Origin of the sequence: Klebsiella sp. CN_Kp073 (genome assembly GCF_040065495.2) — a bacterium.
In the GTDB taxonomy this organism is placed as follows: domain Bacteria; phylum Pseudomonadota; class Gammaproteobacteria; order Enterobacterales; family Enterobacteriaceae; genus Klebsiella; species Klebsiella aerogenes.
Map to the genome: position 1 here is coordinate 2879792 of NZ_CM198051.1, position 22163 is coordinate 2901954.

A 22163-nucleotide genomic window follows, 5' to 3' on the forward strand; every position below is an offset into this window, starting at 1 on the left:
CTCAATATGATAATCCACGGGCCAAAATTATCATTTTGGTGTCGAAATCACCGTCGCAGAACGATATCCACGATCGTCTGATGGATCAAATTTAATTTATCGTGACAACTGGCGAATGAATTTCATTTCTATCAATTGACCGTTATAAGCCATTTTTCGTGACCCGCCTCTCATAATTCCCGACTTTTTCGCTCGCGCACCGCGACTGAATTACAACTGGCACGCTTATTGTTAGTGGTAATACAGCGCTGGCCGTCGCCACTTACATCAATGTCATTTCGACTGCACAGCAATCAATAAGCCGTCATTCACTACCAGGATCGAAATATGAAAACTGTTAACGAACTGATCAAGGATATCAATAAGCTCAACTCCAACCTGCATGAAAAAGACTTCCTGCTGACGTGGGAGCAATCGCCGGACGAGCTGAAGCAGGTGCTGGATGTCGCCGCGGCGTTGAAAACGCTGCGGGCGGAAAACATCGCTACCAAAGTTTTTAACAGCGGGCTGGGTATTTCGGTCTTTCGCGATAACTCGACCCGCACCCGCTTCTCTTATGCCTCGGCGTTAAACCTGCTCGGCCTGGCGCAGCAGGACCTCGACGAAGGCAAGTCGCAGATCGCCCACGGTGAAACGGTACGTGAAACCGCCAATATGATCTCCTTCTGCGCTGACGCCATCGGTATCCGCGACGATATGTATCTCGGCGCCGGCAACGCTTATATGCGTGAAGTCGGCGAAGCGCTGGATGACGGCCACAAACAGGGCGTACTGCCGCAGCGCCCGGCATTAATAAACCTGCAGTGCGACATCGACCATCCGACGCAGGCGATGGCCGATCTGGCCTGGCTGCGTGAACACTTCGGCTCGCTGGAAAATCTGAAAGGTAAAAAAATTGCCATGACCTGGGCCTACTCGCCCAGCTACGGCAAACCGCTTTCCGTTCCGCAGGGGATCATCGGTCTGATGACCCGCTTCGGTATGGACGTCACCCTCGCCCATCCGGAAGGCTACGATCTGATCCCGGATGTTATCGAAGTGGCGAAGAAAAACGCCGCGGCATCCGGCGGCAGCTTCCGTCAGGTCACCGATATGGCGGAAGCCTTTAAAGACGCCGATATCGTTTACCCGAAATCCTGGGCGCCATACAAAGTGATGGAACAGCGCACCGAGCTACTGCGCGCCAACGACCATGACGGGCTGAAAGCATTGGAAAAAGCCTGTCTCGCCCAGAACGCCAATCACAAAGACTGGCACTGTACCGAAGAGATGATGAAGCACACCAAAGACGGTGACGCGCTGTATATGCACTGCCTGCCGGCGGATATTACCGGCGTCTCCTGCGAGGAAGGCGAAGTCACCGAAGCGGTGTTCGAAAAATACCGTATCGCCACCTATAAAGAGGCCAGCTGGAAGCCGTACATCATCGCCGCCATGATCCTCTGTCGCAAATATGCCAAACCCGGTCAGTTGCTGGAGCAACTGCTGCAGGACGCGCAAAAACGCATCAAATAACCTCGCAAGCCGGTCTGCGGGCCGGCTTCCCCGACTCCAAAGAAGGATAAGGACAGAATATGTCTGCTTTTTCGCTGAAAATGGATATTGCCGACAACCGCTTCTTTACCGGTGAAACCTCGCCGCTGTTTTCCCGTCAGCAGGCGCAACAGGCGCGTCATTTTCATCAAAAAATCGCCGGTTACCAACCGACGCCGCTATATGCCCTGAAGGAACTGGCGGCGCTGTTCGGCGTAAAGAACATCCTGGTAAAAGATGAATCCCAGCGCTTTGGCCTCAACGCCTTCAAAATGCTCGGCGGCGCCTACGCCATCGCCCAGCTGTTGTGTGAAAAATACCGTCTCGATATTAACGCCTTCTCGTTTGATACCCTGAAATCCACCATCAAAGAGAAGATGACTTTCGCCACTACCACCGACGGCAACCACGGGCGCGGCGTCGCCTGGGCCGCCCAGCAGCTAGGGCAAAACGCGGTGGTATACATGCCGAAAGGTTCAGCGCAGGAACGCGTGGATGCCATTTTGCGCCTCGGCGCGGAATGTATCGTTACCGATATGAACTACGACGATACCGTGCGCTTTACCATGCAAACCGCGCAGAAAAACGGCTGGGAAGTGGTACAGGACACCGCATGGGAAGGTTACACCAAAATCCCAACCTGGATTATGCAAGGTTACGCCACCCTCGCCGATGAAGCGGTAGAACAGATGGCGGCGATGGGCATTGCTCGCCCTACCCACGTCTTCCTGCAGGCCGGTGTCGGCGCGATGGCAGGCGGCGTGCTCGGCTATCTGGTCGACGTCTTCGGCGCCCGCGATTTGCACTCGGTGATCGTCGAACCTGAACTGGCGGACTGCATCTATCGCTCCGGGGTAAAAGGCGACATCGTCAACGTCGGCGGCGACATGGCCACCATCATGGCCGGACTGGCCTGCGGCGAACCTAACCCGCTGGGCTGGGAAATCCTGCGCAACTGCGCCACCCAATTTATCTCCTGCCAGGATGCCGTTGCCGCCCTCGGTATGCGCGTACTCGGTAATCCCGTCGGCAATGATCACCGGGTTATCTCCGGGGAATCCGGCGCCGTCGGGCTCGGGACGCTGGCCGCCGTCCACTTCCATCCGCAGCGCCAGGCGCTGATGAACAAACTGGGGCTTGATAACCACTCCGTGGTGCTGGTCATCAGCACCGAAGGCGACACCGACGTGCAGCATTACCGCGAGGTCGTCTGGGAAGGCAAGCTGCCGGCAGCACAATAAACGTTCAATTTATTCAACATATTCATCCCGCGAAGCGGGAAATCAGGACCGGAGAGTTAATTCATGGCTAAGCACATTCCATTCAAACTGATTGTCGAAAAAGCAAACCACTACCAGCAGGATATGACCCGCTTCCTGCGCGATATGATCGCCATCCCCAGCGAAAGCTGTGACGAAAAACGCGTCGTGCATCGTATTAAAGAAGAGATGGAAAAAGTCGGCTTCGATAAAGTCGAGATCGACCCGATGGGCAACGTGCTGGGCTATATCGGCCACGGCCCGCGACTGGTCGCCATGGACGCGCATATCGATACCGTCGGCATCGGTAACATCAAGAACTGGACCTTCGACCCCTACCAGGGGATGGAAACCGATGAGCTGATCGGCGGACGCGGCGCGTCCGACCAGGAAGGCGGGATGGCGTCGATGGTCTACGCTGGAAAAATCATCAAGGACCTCGGTCTGGAAGATGAATATACCCTGCTGGTGACCGGTACCGTCCAGGAGGAAGATTGCGACGGTCTGTGCTGGCAGTACATCATCGAGCAGTCCGGCATTCGCCCGGAATTCGTGGTCAGTACCGAGCCGACGGATTGCCAAATCTATCGCGGTCAGCGCGGGCGTATGGAGATTCGCGTTGATGTTCAGGGGGTGAGCTGCCACGGCTCGGCGCCGGAGCGCGGCGATAATGCCATTTTCAAAATGGGGCCGATTCTTAACGAGCTGCAGGAGCTGTCCCATAACCTTGGCAACGATGAATTCCTGGGTAAAGGCACCCTCACCGTTTCAGAAATTTTCTTCACCTCGCCAAGCCGCTGCGCGGTTGCCGACAGCTGCGCGGTCTCTATTGACCGCCGTCTGACCTGGGGCGAAACCTGGGAAGGCGCGTTGGATGAGATCCGCGCCCTGCCTGCCGTGCAGAAGGCTGGCGCCGTGGTCTCAATGTACAACTATGAACGCCCGTCATGGACCGGGCTGGTTTATCCAACGGAATGCTACTTCCCGACCTGGAAAGTTGAAGAGGATCATTTCACCGTACGCGCGCTCAGCAACGCCTATGAAGGGCTGTTCGGTAAAGCGCCGGTGGTCGACAAATGGACCTTCTCCACCAACGGCGTTTCCATCATGGGCCGTCACGGCATCCCGGTTATCGGTTTCGGTCCGGGTAAAGAGCCGGAAGCCCATGCGCCAAATGAAAAAACCTGGAAACAGCATCTGGTGACCTGCGCCGCGATGTACGCCGCAATCCCGCTGAGCTGGCTGGCAACGGAGTAAGTTCGTACGGTTATTCCTCCCGCCGCGCGTCGGCGGGAGTCTGGAGTTTTTATGCGCGTACTGATTAAAAACGGCATCGTGGTCAACGCCGACGGCCAGGCAAAACAGGATCTGCTGATTGAAAACGGCCTGGTCAGCCAGCTCGCCGAACGGATAACCCCGACCGAACCTTGCCAGACTATCGATGCCGCGGGTTGCTACGTCATGCCCGGCGGCATTGACGTTCATACTCACTTTAATATCGATACCGGGCACGCCCGCAGCTGCGATGATTTCTTCACCGGCACCCGCGCCGCCGCCTGCGGCGGTACCACCACTATCGTCGACCATATGGGCTTCGGCCCCGCCGGCTGCCGCCTTCGTCACCAGCTAGAGGCCTATCACGGATATGCCGCCTACAAAGCGGTGATCGACTACAGTTTTCACGGCGTTATCCAGCATATCAACCATGCCATCCTCGATGAAATCCCGATGATGGTGGATGCCGGGATTAGCAGCTTCAAGCTCTACCTGACCTACCAGTATAAGTTGAACGATGACGAAGTGCTTCAGGCGATGCGCCATCTCCACCGCGCCGGCGCGCTAACCACCGTTCATCCGGAAAACGACGCCGCTATCGCCCGTAAACGGGCCGAATTTCTGGCGGCCGGCAAAACCGCGCCGCGCTACCACGCCCTTAGCCGCCCGCTGGAGTGTGAAGCGGAGGCTATCGCGCGGATGATCAACCTCGCCCAGCTCGCCGACAATGCGCCGCTGTATATCGTTCATCTCTCCAACGGCCTGGGGCTGGATTATCTGCGTCTCGCCCAGCGGCGGCATCAGCCGGTGTGGATTGAAACCTGTCCGCAATATCTGCTGCTTGACGACCGGTGCTATGAACGCGAAGACGCGCTGGGATATCTGTTAAGCCCGCCGCTGCGCAACGCCAGCAACAATGATGCGCTGTGGTGCGGTATCGCCGATGGCTCGATCGACGTGGTGGCGACCGATCACTGCGCTTTCTCGATGGCCCAACGCCAGCAGCTCTCCGGCGGCGATTTCAGCCGCTGTCCGAACGGCCTACCTGGGGTGGAAAACCGCCTGTTGCTCATGTTTTCCCACGGCGTCATGACCGGGCGGATCTCACCGCAGCGTTTCGTCGCGCTCACCAGCGCCACCCCCGCGAAGCTATTTGGCCTGTGGCCGAAAAAAGGACTATTGGCACCCGGCGCAGACGGCGATGTCGTCATAATCGATCCGCAGCGCACCACCACGATCCGCCATGAGATGTTGCATGACAACGCCGACTATTCGCCCTGGGAGGGCTTTATTTGCCAGGGCGCGATTCGCCAGACCTTATCGCATGGCCGGGTTATTTTCGATAACGGCACCTTCACCGGCAGCGCTGGCCAGGGGCGTTTTTTACGCCGCGACCCCTTTTCTACCGCTCACCTTCCGGTCAGCGGAACCACATCTTAAGTGAGGCATTCATGAGTAAGAAAATTGTACTCGCCCTCGGCGGTAACGCACTTGGCGAGGATCTGGCCGGGCAAATGCAGGCCGTCAAGCAAACCGCGCAGGCTATTGTCGACCTGATAGCCCATGGCCACCAGGTGGTCGTGACCCACGGCAACGGCCCGCAGGTTGGGATGATTAACCTTGCTTTCGAAGCCGCAGCCAAAACCGAGGCCCATACCCCGATGTTGCCCATGTCGGTCTGCGTGGCACTAAGTCAGGGCTATATCGGCTATGACCTGCAAAATGCCCTGCGCGAGGAGCTGCTGTCGCGATCGATGCATATCCCGGTGGCGACAATCATCACCCAGGTGGAAGTCGACGCCAACGATCCGGCGTTTAAAAATCCGACCAAGCCTATCGGCTCTTTTTTCACCGAGCAGGAAGCGGAACAGCTCACGCGTCAGGGCTACGTCATGAAAGAAGATGCCGGGCGCGGCTATCGCCGGGTTGTCGCCTCGCCGCAGCCGGTCGATATTATTGAGAAAGAGACGGTAAAAGCGCTAATGGATGCCTGTCACGTGGTGATCACCGCGGGCGGCGGCGGGATCCCGGTAATCCGCGAAGGCAATCATCTGCGCGGCGCCAGCGCGGTAATTGATAAAGACTGGGCCAGCGCTAAACTGGCGGCGATGATCGACGCCGACATGCTGATCATCTTGACCGCGGTCGAGAAAGTGGCGATCAACTTTGGCAAACCCAACGAGCAGTGGCTGGATAAGCTGTCGCTCAGCGATGCCGAACAGTTCATTCGTGAGGGTCACTTCGCTAAGGGTTCGATGCTGCCTAAAGTTGAGGCCGCCGCGTCATTCGCCCGTTCACGTCCGGGGCGCAAAGCGCTCATCACCGTATTAAATAAAGCCAAAGAAGGAATTGAAGGAAAAACCGGTACGGTTATTGAAGGGTAAAAAGGCACGAAATGTAGATACTGTTTTCCCGGAGGCGGCGCGTTGCGCCTTATCCGGGCTACCAGACCGCACAGTACTGTAGCCCCGGTAAGCGGTAGCGCCACCGGGGATTTTGAGGCCACCAACACCGGCTTCATCCAGCGTAGTGAATAAATTAAAGGCCGGTCGCACGAATGGTAGGCCGGGTAAGGCGTAGCCGCCACCCGGCAAAAAAGCGGCTTCGTGCCGCTATCTACGCCACCGACAACAATACGCTTTTCTCTTTTACCCGCTGATTCATCAGCGTCATCAGCGCCTCAAGCACCCCGCCGCCGATGGCGCGCGCCTTATCGGAGACGCTGGTAAAATCGGCGCTGGCGCCGCGCGGGTCGATATCGCCAATTTTAAAGCCGCTATCGACCACTAACCCATCGCTGAGCAAACCTCGCACCATACCGCTTAGTGGCGCAATAATCTCGGCCTCGCCGATAGTGGCGATGATATCGCCTTCATTAACGATATCCCCCAGCGCCACCTTCGCATGCATCACCCCGGCACCCGGGGCGCGGATCACCCGTCGTGAAGTATGCCCAAGAATATTACCAGGAATCCCGGTGTTCTCCTGGGCTTTGCCATCGTAAATCACCTGCCCTAGCCAATGGCCGCGATTGGTTTCAATCACCGCATGACAATCCACGCCGGCGCAAAAACCCGGGCCCAGCGCAATTACCGCCGGCGCCATTTCTCGTTGCGTACCAAAATTCTCTTTCGCCAGAATGGCATCCACGACGCAGACAGGACGCAGTTCAGTCAGCGATTCGCACAGCGGATCCACCAATACCGGAATCACGCCATTCTCAATCACCTGGATGGCCTCCTGAGCGGATGACACCCGCTTCGCCATCACCCCTTCTACCGTCATTTCACCGTCGAAGACTGCCTGGGCAAAAGCGACGCTGCGGCGGATAACCGTCGGCTTCGCCACTTCCAGCATCACCACTTTGAACCCCGCATGCCACAGGCGCAGAGCCACGCCGCTGGCGATATCGCCGGCGCCGCGAATAGCGACCAACTGCTGCTGCGCAGGCGTGGCAGCCGCCATCAGCAGGCCGCCGGGCGCGCGATTTTTTACCTGCAGGATTTCCGCCAGAATGCTAATCGCTATCTCATGCGGCGTTTCGGCGCCAATGTTATAGCCAACCGGCGCGTGCAGGCGGGCAATATGTTCTGCGGCAACGCCGTTTTCCCGTAGCTGGCGTAAAAACACCTGGACTTTACGGCGGCTGGCCAGCAGCCCAAGCCAGGCGACCGGCCGTTCAATCAGTTTATCCAGCGCTTCACGGTCCTGGTTATTGGTGGCGATTAACACAAAGTCATCACCGCGGATCGCCAGGGAATCCACCGCCTCGCTGAAGGTTTCAGCATGCAGCAACTGCGTTGTCGGCGGAAAATAGTCGGGGTTCAGGCTTTCAGAATAGATATCGGCCACCGCCACCTCAAAACCCAGCAGCGCCGCGCTTTGCGCCACCGCGCGGTTAACGTGCCCGGCGCCGATCAGCACCAGCCGCGGGCGCAGGCCATGTACGCTAATATAGACCGACATCGCCCCACCGCAATCGGAGCCGACCGCATCGCTGCCGCTGCGCGCCATCCGCCCATGAAACATGCGCGACGCTTTTTCGCTGAGCGCTTCCAGCGCCTGTTCAATCACTTTACGCTCAACCATGCCGCCGCCGATGGTGCCGACTATCGAACCATCTTCACGGATTAACATCTGCGCCGAATGGCGCGGCGTTGAGCCGCGGCTATCGACAATCTGCGCCAGGGCAAACGGGCGATTCTGTGCTTCGAGTTTTGCCGCTTCAGAGAAAATATTCATAACAACCTCAATGGATATCCGCCATGCGCCCAAGCCGGGGCGTCACTCTGTTGTTCGTCGCCGCGTTATCGCGGGTTGCTCTTGTACCGCTCCCGCCCACAGTGCGTTAACCCCCCACTGCTGCAACAGCGCCTCCTCCGGTAAATTCTCATTTTGAGAAAGCTGATTCAGCAGCAGGATCCGGCGACTGGCGGGCGGAACGCCTTTAAACGCTCCCTGCGGATGCGCGATCAAGCGATGCAGCATCGGCCACCTCAGCGCTGTATCCGGCGCCGCGCCGGTTATCCGGGAAAAAAGGGGCCAGCGATGAACGGTCGCTGGCCCAACGTTTTGCCCGAGCCTCCAGGCCCCCATGACGGCAATAACGCAGCAACAGGATTGAGGTATGCAAGGTTCGTGCTCAGCTGGCGCTTTTAAGGCGAAACCGTGAGCCCCGTCAGCTTCTACCAGCACCACGTCCACGCAACCTGCGGCAACCAGCGCATCAAGCTGTTGCGGGCTAAACCCACGAACTTTACCCGCAGGGGCGAGCCATGAGGCGTAGCAGGCCTGTAGCGGCCGCTGCCAAACCTCGTCAGGCAGCGCCAGCGGATCGCGGCAAATCAGCACAGGTAGGGTTGCCGGAAGATACATGTGGGTGGTCGTGGTGAGCAGAACTCGCCGGCCAGCCTCACGAAAACGCTGCGCCAGCCACATTAAGGTACTGGTTTTACCTCCCGCGCCGACGGCGGAAATCAGCAGCGGACCATCATTTACGCCTAAATCACAAAACAGCGATTGCAGATGCGGTATATTTTCCATGCGCTGGACAGGATTCCATTATTCAGGGAGGAGTATGAAACAGGTCGATTGTATTATTACCGCCGCCGGATTGTCCTCCCGGATGGGACAGTGGAAAATGATGTTACCCTGGCGCGGAACGACAATACTTGATGCAAGTATAAAAAACGCCCTGCAATTCTGCTCGCGTATTATTCTGGTGAGCGGTTTTCGCGCAGAGGAGTTACATCAACGCTATTCGGCGCATCCAAAAATAACCCTGGTTTATAATCCCAACTATCAGCAGGGTCTGTTTACTTCTGTTTGCGCCGGCGCAAGCCAGGTGCGAAACAACTACTGTTTTATCACCCTCGGCGATTTACCCTGCCTGCCGACTGCGCTTTTCCAGCGGCTGTGGCAACAACGGGGCGACAGCGCGCTTCTTCCGCAATATCAAGGCGTACCGGGTCATCCAATCCTTATTGCCGGCACGCAGTTGCGCCAACTTATCACTCACGATGGACCCGGCTCAATGCGCAAACGGTTATTACAAAGCCGCCATCGCTGTCTGGAGTTAGATTTTCCGCAAATGGTCTGGGATATCGATACCCCTGCTGATTTTATTCGCCTGCAAAACCAGGATTAATAATGCCTTTGTCGGGAAATTATCATTGTGATATTTCGCCGTTTATTTTGAGAAATCCCGGCGGATAAAAATATAGAGTGATTTTAATTCTCATTACCATAGCGTGAGCCTATTCACAAAGCCAGGTGTTCTTTAGATCTCTCTCACATTTTTAATTATTCAAACCTTCTGCCTTTAATAACTGGTTCGATTGTTGCTCTTCCTTAACTATCCGTCGGAATAAGCACCACTAACCGGCAAATTTGATTGCACAGATAAAGGAGAGGGTTATGGGGGATATCATGCGTCCCGTCCCGTTTGAGGAATTATTGACGCGCATTTTCGATGAGTATCAACAACACCATTCCATTTTTGGTATTCCTGAGCAGCAGTTCTATTCGCCCACCAACCAACGCCGGGTAAGCGTCTTCGGCGAAAGCTGCGCCACCCCAATCGGCCCGGCCGCCGGCCCGCATACCCAACTGGCGCAGAATATCATCACCGCCTGGCTCACCGGCGGGCGGTTTATCGAGTTGAAAACCGTACAGATCCTCGACCGGCTTGAGCTGGAAAAACCCTGCATCGACGCTGAAGACGAATGTTTCAATACCGAATGGTCTACGGAATTCACGCTGCAAAAAGCGTGGGATGAATACCTTAAAGCATGGTTTATTCTGCATCTGCTGGAAGAGATTTTCCCGTTCACGCCGGCGCAAAACGGCAAGTCATTTATTTTCAATATGAGCGTCGGCTATAACCTGGAAGGCATCAAACAACCGCCGATGCAGCAGTTTATCGATAATATGATGAACGCCGCCGGGCAGCCGAAATTTACCCAGTACCGCGACACGCTGAACCGCTGGCTGCATGATGACGCCTTCCTTGCCCGCCTGTCGCTGGATGATATCCGCCCGCGGCTGGCGACGCTCGCGGAACGCATTCCGGCAAAACTGGTACAAGGGGTTACTCTCTCTACCATGCATGGTTGCCCGCCGGATGAAATCGAAGCCATTTGCCGCTATATGCTGGAAGAGAAGCAGCTCAACACCTTCGTGAAGCTTAATCCGACGCTGTTGGGCTACCCGCGCGTACGCGAAATTCTCGACACCTGCGGCTTTGACTATATCGGTCTGAATGAAGAATCTTTTGAACACGATCTTAAAATCGGCCAGGCGCTGGAAATGTTGACGCGTCTGATGGCGTTGGCGAAAAGTAAACAACTCGGCTTCGGCGTGAAGCTAACCAACACCCTCGGCACGGTCAACAATAAAGGCGCACTGCCCGGCGATGAGATGTATATGTCCGGCCGCGCCCTGTTCCCCCTCTCCATCAACGTTGCGGCGCTGCTATCGCGTGAATTCGACGGCAAACTCCCGATCTCCTACTCCGGCGGCGCCAGCCAGCTCAATATCCGCGATATCTTTGAAACCGGGATCCGCCCCATTACCATGGCGACCGATCTGCTAAAACCCGGTGGTTACCTGCGTCTTAGCCAGTGCATGCGCGAGCTGGAACCGGCCGATGGCTGGGAAATGAATCAGGTCGACGTCAAGCGCCTGAACGCGCTGGCGGAAAAAGCGGTGAGCATGGAGTACACGCAAAAACACTGGAAGCCGGACGATCGCATCGACGTTGGCGAGCCGCTGCCGTTAACTGACTGCTACGTCGCCCCTTGCGTCAGCGCCTGCGCCATCAAACAGGATATTCCGGAATACATTCGCCTGATGGGCGAGCAGCGCTATGCCGATGCGCTGGAGCTTATCTATCAACGTAACGCGTTGCCGGCGATCACCGGCCATATCTGCGATCACCAGTGCCAGTACAACTGTACGCGTCTTGATTATGACAGCGCGTTAAATATCCGCGAGCTGAAAAAAATCGCCCTTGAGAAAGGCTGGCCGGAATACCAACGCCGCTGGCATAAACCGGCTGGTTCCGGTAGCCGTAACCCGGTGGCAGTGATTGGCGCAGGCCCGGCGGGGCTGGCGGCGGGTTACTTCCTCGCCCGCGCCGGCCACCCGGTCACGCTATTTGAGCGCGAAGCTAACGCTGGCGGAGTGGTAAAAAACATCATTCCGCATTTCCGCATTCCCGCGGAACTTATCCAGCAGGATATCGAGTTCGTTGTTAATCACGGCGTCAATATTGTCTACGGCTGCGACCCGCATCTCACCGTCGAAAAACTCCGTCAGGAGGGTTATCGCTATGTACTGGTCGGCACTGGTACCGACAAAAACAGCGGCGTGAAGCTTGGCGGCGACAACACGAATATTCATAAATCGCTCAACTTCCTGCGCGCGTTCAACCGCGGCGATCGCCTGAACGTGGGTAAACACGTGGCCATTGTCGGCGCGGGTAATACTGCAATGGACTGCGCCCGCGCGGCGCTGCACATCCCCGGCGTTGAGAAAGCGACGGTGATTTATCGCCGCTCGCAGCAGGAGATGCCAGCATGGCGCGAGGAGTACGAAGAAGCCCTTCAGGATGGCGTTACGTTCCGCTTCCTCAGTAACCCGGAGCACTTCGCCGCTGACGGCACGCTGACCGTTCGCACCATGGCCCTCGGCGAACCTGATGAACAGGGTCGACGTCGCCCATTGCCCACCGATGAAACCTGGACGCTGCAGGTCGATACGCTGATTACCGCTATCGGCGAACAGCAGGATGGCGAAGCGCTGGCGGCGATGGGGATCCCGCTCAACGACCACGGCTGGCCTGAGGTCAATGCTGATGGCGAAATCCGTCTGGCTAACGTCTTCCTGATTGGCGATGTACAGCATGGTCCTTCTTCGATCGTCTCGGCGATAGGCAACGCCCGTCGCGCCAGCGATGCGATCCTGAAGCGCGAGAATATCCGCAGCCACTTCGGCGATAAACAGTGGAATAACGTCGATCCCGCGGATATTTACCGCCGCAAAGGAACCATTGCTATCGCTCAGGTTGATAAAGACGACCGCGATGCCTTTGTCGCGCAGGAGGCGGAGCGTTGCCTCGAATGTAATTACGTCTGCAGCAAGTGCGTGGATGTTTGCCCGAACCGCGCCAACGTCTCAATCGCGGTGCCGGGGTTCGACAACCGCTTCCAGACGCTGCACCTCGACGCGTACTGCAACGAATGCGGCAACTGCGCGCAGTTCTGCCCATGGCAAGGCAAACCTTATAAGGACAAAGTCACCGTTTTTAGCCTCGAACAGGATTTCAACAACAGCAGCAATCCTGGTTTCCTCGTGGAACAGCAGCGGGTTCATGTCCGTCAGGATGGCCTGATCTGGCAGCTGGAAATCGATACTAAGGGTCAGTTCGCTGAAGTTCCGCCGCAGCTGGATGCCATGTGCCGCATCATCAGCCACGTCCATCAACATCATCACTATTTGCTGGGAGCCGTCGAAGTATGAGTATCTTAGTGCTTAAAAATGCCACCCTTGCCCAGCTTCATCCGGCAAAAGTGGAAGAAGGTGTCGATATCGTCATCGAAAATGACAGAATTATCGAAACAGGCGCGAACCTGAGCCAGCGTTATCCGCAGGCGCGTATTAAAGAAATGCGCGGCCGGCTGGTGATGCCGGGAATGGTCTGCTCGCATAACCATTTTTATTCCGGACTGTCGCGCGGGATTCAGGCCAATATTGCGCCGAGTCCCGATTTTATCTCCACGCTGAAAAACCTGTGGTGGCGCCTGGACCGCGCGCTGGATGAGGAGTCCTTATACTACAGCGGGCTTATCTGTTCGCTGGAGGCCATTCGCAGCGGCTGTACCGCCGTCATTGACCACAGCGCGTCGCCGAACTATATCGCTGGATCATTAAGTCAGTTACGTAACGCTTTCATCAAGGTCGGCCTGCGCGGCATGACCTGTTTTGAAACCACCGACCGTAACGGCGGCCTGCAGGAACTTCAGGCAAGCGTGGAGGAAAATATCCGTTTTGCCCACGAAATCGATCGGGCGCGGGAAAACGGCGACGAACCCTATCTGGTAGAAGCGCATATCGGCGCCCATGCGCCGTTTACGGTTCCCAACGAGGGGCTTTTGATGCTTCGCGAAGCATTAAAAGCAACCGGGCGCGGCCTGCATATTCATATGGCGGAAGACCGTTACGACGTTTCCCACAGCCACCATCACTACGGTAAAGATCTGCTGGTACGCCTGGCAGAGTTCGATCTCATCGATAGTAAAACGCTGGTGGCTCACGGGCTGTATCTGTCGGACGCGGATATTGAACTACTGAACGCGCACGATGGTTTTCTTGTCCATAACGCCCGCTCTAACATGAACAACCATGTTGGCTATAACCAGCAGCTGACGGCATTTCGCAACCTGGCGCTGGGCACCGACGGTATCGGCTCCGATATGTTTGAAGAGCTCAAGTTCGCCTTCTTTAAACACCGTGATGCCGGCGGACCGCTGTGGCCGGATAGCTTTGCGCGGGCATTAAGCAACGGCAACACGCTGCTTAGCCGCAACTTTAACGACCGTTTCGGCCGTATTGAGGCGGGCTATAAGGCGGATTTAACCATCAGCGATTATATTCCGCCGACGCCGCTGCTGGCGGCTAATCTCGCCGGGCACATCGCCTTCGGTATGGGGGCCAGCCACGTTCATAGCGTGATGGTGAATGGCGTCATGATCTATGAGGATCGGCAGTTCGCTATTGATTGCGATACGATTTTCGCCGAAGCGCGGAAGGTGGCGAAGAAGATGTGGCAGCGGATGGATGCATTGCCGTAATCCCATCACGGCAAAACAAAACCCGGTCACTGTACCGGGTTTATTTTTGCCCGATGACGGGAATAGATTTACGGTCGAGAAATTCTGCGACATCAATCGGTTAGATACTGTTATCGGTTGGCAACTTTTTGGCTTGAGAAAAAGCGTTTATCTCGTTTCGCTCCATAGTATATTGCGCTCCCGGTTAATTTTTCTGCAATATGTTTTCTGTGGTGCTGAGAGCGCACAGGGGGCGGCCAATCACCGCCGCCCCCTGTCCCCCCGGGCTCTGGCCGCCAAAATCGCCGCTACGCGGTCCCCTCGACTTATCCCTACAGGCTTCGGGTCGGGCCGAGGCAGCGTCCGTGCAAAACACGGCCCTCAGCCCGCATCCATGCGGGCTGCCCCGGCCTTCCGGGAACGTCTCAGCGATTTTGAGGCCACCAACGGCGGCTGTTTCAGTCGCTATTGGCACAGAAGTAGCCCGGATAAGACGCGGCGCGTCGCCATCCGGGACTTTCCTACAAACTCAACAAGCTGGCGCTGGCGATCGTTCTCTGTTTCTGCAGCGCCGCCAGCGCCTCACCGGTCATCAGCGATATTGCCGCCGTTGGGCACACCGATACGCAGGCCGGGCCGCCGTCTCGCTGCTCGCAGAGATCGCACTTCACGATAACCGGCGGATGCGCCGCCGATGTCTCGATAGTAATCGCACCAAATGGGCAGGCAACGACACAGCTCTGGCAGCCTATGCAGCGCCCGGCATCGGCCTCGACCCGTTCGGTGCCCATCGCCAATGCGCCGGTCGGACAGACCCCAACGCATGGCGCGTTCTCACACTGATGGCACAACACCGGCACGCTCAACGTGTCGAGTCGCATCACCTTCAATCGCGGATGAAATTCCGCCCCTTCCGCCACATGCTCCAGTGCGCAGGCGACTTCGCAGGTACGACAACCGATACAGGCCTGTGAACTGGCAAGAATAAAATGGGTCATCACCGCTCCTTATGGTCAAATCGCGCCAGCATTTCGCTTGCGGCCTGGCGCCCGGCAACCATTGCCGTCACCACCAGATCGGCGCCATGCACCGCATCGCCGCCGGCATAGATTTTGTCATGGCTGGTCTGCGTGGTGCCGCGACCTTTGCCGCCCGTCACAATCTGCCCCCAGCGGTCAAGTTTGATGCCGTGCCCCCGCAGCCACGGCATGTCATGGGCCTGGAAACCAAACGCCAGCACCAGCACATCGGCCGGGAGTTCGAATTCTGAACCGGCAATTGGCCGCGGGCGGCGGCGGCCATCCGGCCCTGGTTCACCCATTTCGGTACGGATCATCCCAACGGCGCTGACCTGCCCTTTACGGTTACGCAGGATATATTGCGGCTGAACGTTAAACTGAAACGCCACGCCCTCCTCCCGCGCGTTCACCACCTCTTTTTTCGAGCCCGGCATGCTTAATTCATCGCGACGATAGGCGCAGGTCACGCTCTCGGCTCCGCGACGCACCGCGGTGCGCAGACAGTCCATCGCCGTATCGCCACCGCCCAGCACCACCACCCGCTTACCCTTAATGTCGGTAAACGGATATTCGGCGCTCTCTTCAAGCCCCATCACCTCACGGGTATTGGCAATCAGGAACGGCAGCGCCTGAATAACACCCGGCGCATCTTCGCCATCAAGACCAGCGCCCATCAGCCCATAGGTGCCGACGCCTAAAAAGACCGCGTCATAGTTAGCAACCAGGTCGCTGAAGGCCACGTCGCGCCCCACTTCCTGATTGAGATGGAAACGAATCCCCATATCGCTGAAGATCTCACGCCGCAACGCCATTACCGTTTTTTCCAGCTTGAAAGATGGAATGCCGAAAGTCAGCAGCCCGCCAATTTCAGGATGTTTATCAAAAACATCAACCTGTACCCCGGCGCGCGCGAGAATATCCGCGCAGCCCAGTCCCGCCGGTCCGGCGCCGATAATAGCCACGCGTTCCCGACGCGGCGCAACCTCGCCTGTGGTTGGCCGCCAGCCCATCGCCAGCGCGGTATCGGTGATATAGCGTTCCAGATTGCCAACCGCCACCGCGCCGCCTTCGTTTTTCAGCGTACAGGCACCCTCACATAGCCTGTCCTGTGGGCAGACCCTGCCGCAAATTTCCGGAAGCGAACTACTTTGATGACAGAGTTCTGCGGCCTCAATAATTTTGCCTTCACGCACCAGTCGGATGAAATCGGGAATATGGTTGTGTAATGGGCAGGTCCAGTTGCACCAGGCTTTTTGTGCGCAGTACAGGCAACGCTCGCTTTCATATTCGGCATCACATTCGCTAAGGCGCTGGTAGATCTCGGCAAAATGCGCTTTTCGCTCCTCCGCGGCAAGCTTCTTCGCCCCCACCCGCGGCGCTTTATCCAGGATTGCTTCGCGCCTTGCGCCACGACGCTCGGCCAGCGGCTGCCCTTGGGCGGAGCGGATTTGTCTTTCCCGCTGTAACCGCTGGAGCGCGCTCTCGTCCATTACGCGCAGCGCCTGTGTCGGGCAACTGGCCACGCAGGCCTGTTCTGCGGAGGGGCGCTCGCGACAAAGATCGCATTTTTGCGCCAGCTGCGGGCCATCTTCCCCGCTGGCGACCATCTCGATTGCGCCAAATGGGCAAGCGACGACGCAGTTTTTGCAACCGATACACTCGGACTGGGTAAACTGGATGCTGTCGTTGGCGACATACAGCGCCTGAGTCGGGCAGGAGGTGACGCAAGGCGCGTCGTTGCAATGGTGGCAAGTGGTCGCAGTACTGGCATTCCGGTGGAAGACAACATGGATGCGCGGAACAAAGGCGCTGCGCTGTGCCGGCCAGGCATCCTGATGATGCGCCGTGACGCAGGCTACTTCGCAGGCATGACATCCAATACAGTTCGCAACATCGGCCACAATAAATCGATTCATTTGCTTCCCTTTTATTCTTCTGGAATAGTCTCAGGGATGGATTGCAATATTCGGGCGATATTGGGCGCTCACCTTCTGCTGCCATTCATTTTTGCGAGTCAGCTCAAATTATTACTCTCCTGTCACTCTCGAATAAATAAAAGCTCATCAAATCACCGGGATGGCATCTCAAGCCCGTCCTGCCTTTTTATCATTTTTACCTTCTTAGCGCTTATTTCGCCTACCAAAATGAGACGGCATATATCTCAAACTGATATTCGCCATTTTTATTTCTGATGCCCGCTCGCAGCGTTAAACGGGCCTGCAAGAAATAAACATGCCAACCCGTGATTGATTTCACAAATATATTCTTCCACTACCGCTTCGCTCATTTTTGGCACAGCTTACGCATAACCCTCCTAACGCATAAGCAACTCCGTGCGCGTTATACGCTGGTGAACATCATCAGCAGAGGGAGGCAATGGCCTTCGAATCGTAACTTCTGCCCTTTCAGTTCGGCACGGGAAGAAGTCGTAAAGGAGACAACTACTTCATGAAAGATTTTGCCATTCCGGCCTCACGCAATACGGCGACTGTCGCGCCGGTCGATGAGGTCCTGCCAATTACGCAAATGATTCTCTATGGATTGCAGCACGTGCTGGTGATGTACGCCGGGGCGGTGGCGGTACCGCTGGTGGTGGGTAACGCGGTCGGTTTGCCTGCGGAGCATATTATTTTATTAATCAGCGCCGATTTGTTTATTTGCGGCGCCGCAACCATCGTGCAATCGATGGGCATCAAGCAATGGTTGGGCTGCCGCTTACCGCTGATCCAGGGCTGTACTTTCGCCGCGCTGATCCCGATGGTGCTTATCGGCAAAGAGTACGGTATCGGGGCGATCTCCGGCTCGGTTATCGTCTCCGGCATTTTTATCCTCTGCTGCGCGCCGTGGATTAGCCGTCTCATTCGCTTCTTTCCGAAGGTGGTGATGGGTGGCATTGTGACGCTGATCGGCCTCTCTATTATGCCGGTCGCGGGAGGATGGATTGGCGGCGGCAGCAGCGAGATGGCCGGTTTCGGCGATCTCTTCTCGCTGCTGATGGCGGCCATCACGCTGGTCATTATTCTTAACCTTTATACCTTCGCCACCGGCGTGGTCAAGAACACCTCGGTGCTGATCGGGCTGGTGATCGGCACTATTTTATGGAGCTTCTTCAAGCCGCTGGATTTTAACCTCGTCAACGCTACGCCTTGGCTGCATCTGCCACAGGTGATGCAGTTCGCCCGGCCTGAGTTTCATATCGTGCCGGTCGCCCTGCTGTCGATGGTCATGGTGGTGGTGATGGTCGAAACCATGTCGTCCATCATGGCGACCGGCGATATCGTCGGTAAACAGGTCACGGCCAGCATGCTGCGTAACGGCCTGAATACCTGCGGACTGGCGACGACGATCTGCGGCTTCTTCAACCTGTTTCCCTACGCGGCCTTTGCGCAAAACGTCGGCCTGATTGGCCTGACCGGCGTACGCAGCCGCTTCGTGGTGTCGGTCTCGGGCGTCATCCTGATGCTAATGGGCATTTTCGCCAAAATGGCGGCGCTGGTGGTACTGATTCCGAAACCGATCCTCGGCGGCGCCGGTATCGTTATGTTCGGCATGGTTGCCGTTTCCGGTATTCGTACTCTCGGCCAGGTCAACTATCGCAACAATAACAATGGGATGGTCGTCGCGCTCACCCTTGGTCTCGGCATGATGCCGGTACTGGTGCCGAATCTGTTTACCCAGTTCCCGCCGATGATGCAGCTGTTTCTGCATAGCGGCATCACTATCGGCACCCTGACGGCGATTGTCGCCAACCTGACGCTGAACGGCAGCGTGCCGTTCCGTATTTCTCACGATGTCCCGGAACCGGACCCGGCGCCGCCGAGCGCGGCTGCCCGCAACATGGCCGTGCGTACGGTGCGCATGTGGCTACTGCTGCGCAAGGTACAGAAAGGTCAAACCGCCGCTGACGGCCAGGAGTGATTATGTCTATGTCGCAACGTCTGCTTTTTGCACTGTTGATGATGGCCCTGATGGCGGTTCCCGCCATCCAGGACGCCATTACCCTCGGAATTAACAGCCGTTTTATCTATCTGCTGCCGTACTATTTTTAAGGAGTCACACGATGGAAAAAGTAACCACCGTCTGTCCCTACTGCGCCGCTGGCTGTAAGCTGCGGCTGGTGGTGGACGACGGCATGGTCGTCGGCGCCGAAGCGGCCATGGGGAAAAACAATCAGGGAACCCTGTGTCTGAAAGGCTATTATGGCTGGGACTTCATTAACGATACCCAGATCCTGACCCCGCGTCTCAAAACCCCCATGATCCGTCGTAAGCGCAGCGGCAAACTGGAAGCCGTCTCCTGGGACGAGGCGCTCGATTACGTCGCCGCCCGCCTTGGCGCCATTAAAGAAAAATATGGCCCGGACGCGATCCAGACCACCGGCTCCTCCCGCGGGACCGGCAATGAAACCAACTACGTGATGCAAAAATTCGCGCGCGCCGTTATTGGTACCAATAACGTTGACTGCTGCGCTCGCGTCTGACACGGCCCTTCGGTTGCAGGTCTGCACCAGTCGGTCGGTAACGGCGCCATGAGTAATGCCATCACGGAGATTGATAACACCGATCTGGTGTTTATCTTCGGTTACAACCCGGCGGATTCCCACCCTATCGTGGCGAATCACGTCATTAACGCCAAACGCAACGGGGCGAAAATCATCGTCTGCGACCCGCGCAAGATTGAAACCGCGCGCATCGCCGACATGCACATCGCGCTGAAGAACGGCTCGAATATCGCGCTGCTCAACGCCATTGGCCACGTTATTATTGAAGAGGATCTGTACGATAAATCCTTCGTCGCCAGCCGTTCCGAGGGCTTCGAGGAGTATCGCAAAATCGTCGAAGGCTACACGCCGGAGTCGGTGGAAGAGATAACCGGCGTCAGCGCTCAGGAGATCCGCGCCTGCGCCCGGATGTACGCCAGCGCCAAATCCGCCGCCATCCTGTGGGGCATGGGCGTCACCCAGTTCTACCAGGGCGTGGAGACCGTGCGGTCGCTGACCAGCCTCGCGATCCTCACCGGCAACCTCGGCAAGCCGAGCGTCGGCGTCAACCCGGTACGCGGACAGAACAACGTTCAGGGCGCCTGCGATATGGGCGCGCTGCCGGATACCTATCCGGGCTACCAGTACGTTAAGTTCCCGGAAAACCGCGAGAAGTTTGCCAGAGCGTGGGGCGTCGACAGCCTGCCGGAGCATACCGGCTACCGCATCAGCGAGCTACCGCACCGCGCCGAACACGGCGAAGTTCGCGCCGCCTACATTATGGGCGAGGATCCGCTGCAGACCGATGCCGAGCTTTCCGCGGTGCGCAAGGCGTTTGAACAGCTGGAACTGGTTATCGTCCAGGATATTTTCATGACCAAAACCGCCGCCGCGGCCGACGTCATCCTGCCATCCACCTCGTGGGGCGAGCACGAAGGCGTGTATACCGCAGCGGACCGCGGCTTCCAGCGCTTCTTTAAAGCGGTGGAGCCGAAGTGGGACCTGAAAACCGACTGGCAGATCATCAGCGAAATCGCCACCCGGATGGGCTATCCGATGCACTACAACAACACCCAGGAGATCTGGGACGAGTTGAGGCATCTGTGCCCGAACTTCTACGGCGCCACCTATGAAAAAATGGGCGAGCTCGGCTATGTCATGTGGCCATGCCGCGATGAGTCCGACGCCGACCAGGGGACGTCGTATCTGTTTAAAGAGACGTTCTCTACGCCGAGCGGTAAAGCCCAGTTCTTTACCTGCGACTGGGTCGCGCCGGGAGATAAACTTTCTGAACAGTACCCGATGGTGCTCTCAACGGTGCGCGAAGTCGGTCACTACTCCTGCCGTTCGATGACCGGTAACTGTGCGGCCTTAAGCAGGCTTGCGGATGAACCGGGCTATGCGCAAATCAACACCGCCGACGCCGAACGGTTAGGCATCGAGGATGAAGCGCTGGTGTGGGTCAACTCGCGTAAGGGGCGCATCATCACCCGCGCGCAGGTCAGCGATCGGCCGAATAAAGGCGCGGTATACATGACCTACCAGTGGTGGATTGGCGCCTGTAACGAGCTGGTGTCGGAGAACCTGAGCCCGATAACCAAAACGCCGGAGTACAAGTACTGCGCGGTTAACGTTGAGCGGATTGCCGATCAGCGCGCGGCGGAGCAGTACGTGATCGACGAGTACAACAAGCTGAAAGCCCGCCTGCGCGAAAGCGCGATGGGTTAAGGTTCGACGGCCATACCAACCCTCCCCCGGTGGCGCTTACGCTTACCGGGGCTACCGACCGACTACCGAACCGTAGCCCGGATAAGGCGCCATGCGCCGCTATCCGGGAATCCTCCGCCGGCGGCGCTTACGCTTACCGGGGCTACTAACCGAATACCGAACCGTAGCCCGGATAAGGCGCTGTGCGCCGCTATCCGGGAATCCTCCCCGGTGGCGCTTACGCTTACCGGGGCTACCAACCGACTACCGAACCGTAACCCGGATAAGGCGCCATGCGCCGCTATCCGGGCCCCCTCCCCGGTAGCGCTTACGCTTACCGGGGCTACCAACCGAATACCGAACCGTAGCCCGGATAAGGCGCCATGCGCCGCTATCCGGGAACCCTCCCCGGTAGCGCTTACGCTTACCGGGGCTACCAACCGACTACCGAACCGTAGCCCGGATAAGGCGCCATGTGCCGCTATCCGGGAATCCTCCGCCGGTAGCGCTTACGCTTACCGGGGCTACCAACCGAATACCGAACCGTAGCCCGGATAAG

The 22163-nt window shown here is 57.3% G+C and carries 16 protein-coding genes; 12 read left to right on the plus strand and 4 right to left on the minus strand.

Annotated elements, in window-relative coordinates; all coding sequences use genetic code 11:
* Positions 1-327: 327 nt before the first annotated feature.
* The 5 genes from ygeW (at position 328) to arcC (ending at position 6451) form a co-directional block, all read left to right on the plus strand.
* The gene (ygeW, locus tag ABLV66_RS13930; RefSeq protein ID WP_015366901.1) at positions 328-1515 is read left to right on the plus strand and encodes a knotted carbamoyltransferase YgeW; all 1188 of its coding nucleotides are present in this window, start codon (positions 328-330) and stop codon (positions 1513-1515) included.
* Positions 1516-1574: 59 nt separating this feature from the next.
* Positions 1575-2774, plus strand: a complete 1200-nt coding sequence (gene dpaL, locus ABLV66_RS13935) for a diaminopropionate ammonia-lyase (protein ID WP_045392528.1) — start codon at positions 1575-1577, stop codon at positions 2772-2774.
* 63 nt (positions 2775-2837) lie between these two features.
* Positions 2838-4049, plus strand: a complete 1212-nt coding sequence (locus tag ABLV66_RS13940; protein ID WP_015705213.1) for a YgeY family selenium metabolism-linked hydrolase — start codon at positions 2838-2840, stop codon at positions 4047-4049.
* A 51-nt stretch (positions 4050-4100) separates the two neighbouring features.
* Positions 4101-5507 carry a dihydropyrimidinase gene (hydA, locus tag ABLV66_RS13945; protein ID WP_047042757.1) on the plus strand — a complete coding sequence of 469 codons (1407 nt, stop codon included), beginning with the start codon at positions 4101-4103 and terminating at the stop codon, positions 5505-5507.
* 11 nt (positions 5508-5518) lie between these two features.
* The gene (gene arcC / locus ABLV66_RS13950) at positions 5519-6451 is read left to right on the plus strand and encodes a carbamate kinase (RefSeq protein ID WP_047042754.1); all 933 of its coding nucleotides are present in this window, start codon (positions 5519-5521) and stop codon (positions 6449-6451) included.
* A gap of 232 nt (positions 6452-6683) precedes the next feature.
* On the opposite strand, the gene yqeB is transcribed toward arcC, so the two are convergent.
* Both yqeB and yqeC read right to left on the minus strand, forming a co-directional pair.
* Positions 6684-8309, minus strand: coding sequence for a selenium-dependent molybdenum cofactor biosynthesis protein YqeB (gene yqeB, locus ABLV66_RS13955; protein ID WP_047042750.1), 1626 nt, complete (start codon positions 8307-8309; stop codon positions 6684-6686).
* Positions 8310-8351: 42 nt separating this feature from the next.
* Complete coding sequence (gene yqeC, locus ABLV66_RS13960) at positions 8352-9110, minus strand: selenium cofactor biosynthesis protein YqeC (protein ID WP_063415913.1); 759 nt, start codon at positions 9108-9110, stop codon at positions 8352-8354.
* A 34-nt stretch (positions 9111-9144) separates the two neighbouring features.
* Between yqeC and ABLV66_RS13965 the strand changes: the two genes are divergently transcribed.
* The 3 genes from ABLV66_RS13965 (at position 9145) to ssnA (ending at position 14419) form a co-directional block, all read left to right on the plus strand.
* Positions 9145-9714: an NTP transferase domain-containing protein gene (locus tag ABLV66_RS13965; RefSeq protein ID WP_047042744.1), complete on the plus strand. Its 570-nt coding sequence runs from the start codon at positions 9145-9147 to the stop codon at positions 9712-9714.
* Between the two features lie 269 nt (positions 9715-9983).
* Positions 9984-13088 carry a putative selenate reductase subunit YgfK gene (gene ygfK / locus ABLV66_RS13970; protein ID WP_348877162.1) on the plus strand — a complete coding sequence of 1035 codons (3105 nt, stop codon included), beginning with the start codon at positions 9984-9986 and terminating at the stop codon, positions 13086-13088.
* Entirely contained in the window at positions 13085-14419 is a 1335-nt protein-coding gene (gene ssnA / locus ABLV66_RS13975) for a putative aminohydrolase SsnA (RefSeq protein WP_063415909.1), read from the plus strand. The genes ygfK and ssnA overlap by 4 nt, the downstream gene beginning before the upstream one ends.
* A 500-nt stretch (positions 14420-14919) precedes the next feature.
* Here the strand turns inward: ssnA and ABLV66_RS13980 are convergent, their stop codons facing one another.
* Both ABLV66_RS13980 and ygfT read right to left on the minus strand, forming a co-directional pair.
* Positions 14920-15396: a 4Fe-4S dicluster domain-containing protein gene (locus ABLV66_RS13980; protein ID WP_348877161.1), complete on the minus strand. Its 477-nt coding sequence runs from the start codon at positions 15394-15396 to the stop codon at positions 14920-14922.
* A complete protein-coding gene (ygfT, locus tag ABLV66_RS13985) occupies positions 15396-17333 on the minus strand; it encodes a formate-dependent uric acid utilization protein YgfT (RefSeq protein WP_063415908.1) in 1938 nt (645 codons plus the stop codon). Before ygfT ends, ABLV66_RS13980 begins: the two co-directional genes overlap by 1 nt.
* 532 nt (positions 17334-17865) lie before the next feature.
* Here ygfT and ABLV66_RS13990 point away from each other — a divergent pair.
* From ABLV66_RS13990 to ABLV66_RS14005, 4 genes are all read left to right on the plus strand, one after another.
* The gene (locus tag ABLV66_RS13990) at positions 17866-19335 is read left to right on the plus strand and encodes a nucleobase:cation symporter-2 family protein (protein WP_015366914.1); all 1470 of its coding nucleotides are present in this window, start codon (positions 17866-17868) and stop codon (positions 19333-19335) included.
* A 2-nt stretch (positions 19336-19337) separates the two neighbouring features.
* Complete coding sequence (locus ABLV66_RS13995; RefSeq protein WP_015366915.1) at positions 19338-19466, plus strand: hypothetical protein; 129 nt, start codon at positions 19338-19340, stop codon at positions 19464-19466.
* A gap of 11 nt (positions 19467-19477) precedes the next feature.
* On the plus strand, positions 19478-21625 hold the full coding sequence (gene fdhF, locus ABLV66_RS14000) for a formate dehydrogenase subunit alpha (RefSeq protein ID WP_321140144.1): 2148 nt from the start codon (positions 19478-19480) through the stop codon (positions 21623-21625).
* A 210-nt stretch (positions 21626-21835) separates the two neighbouring features.
* The gene (locus ABLV66_RS14005) at positions 21836-22153 is read left to right on the plus strand and encodes a hypothetical protein (RefSeq protein ID WP_289577968.1); all 318 of its coding nucleotides are present in this window, start codon (positions 21836-21838) and stop codon (positions 22151-22153) included.
* Positions 22154-22163 lie beyond the last annotated feature (10 nt).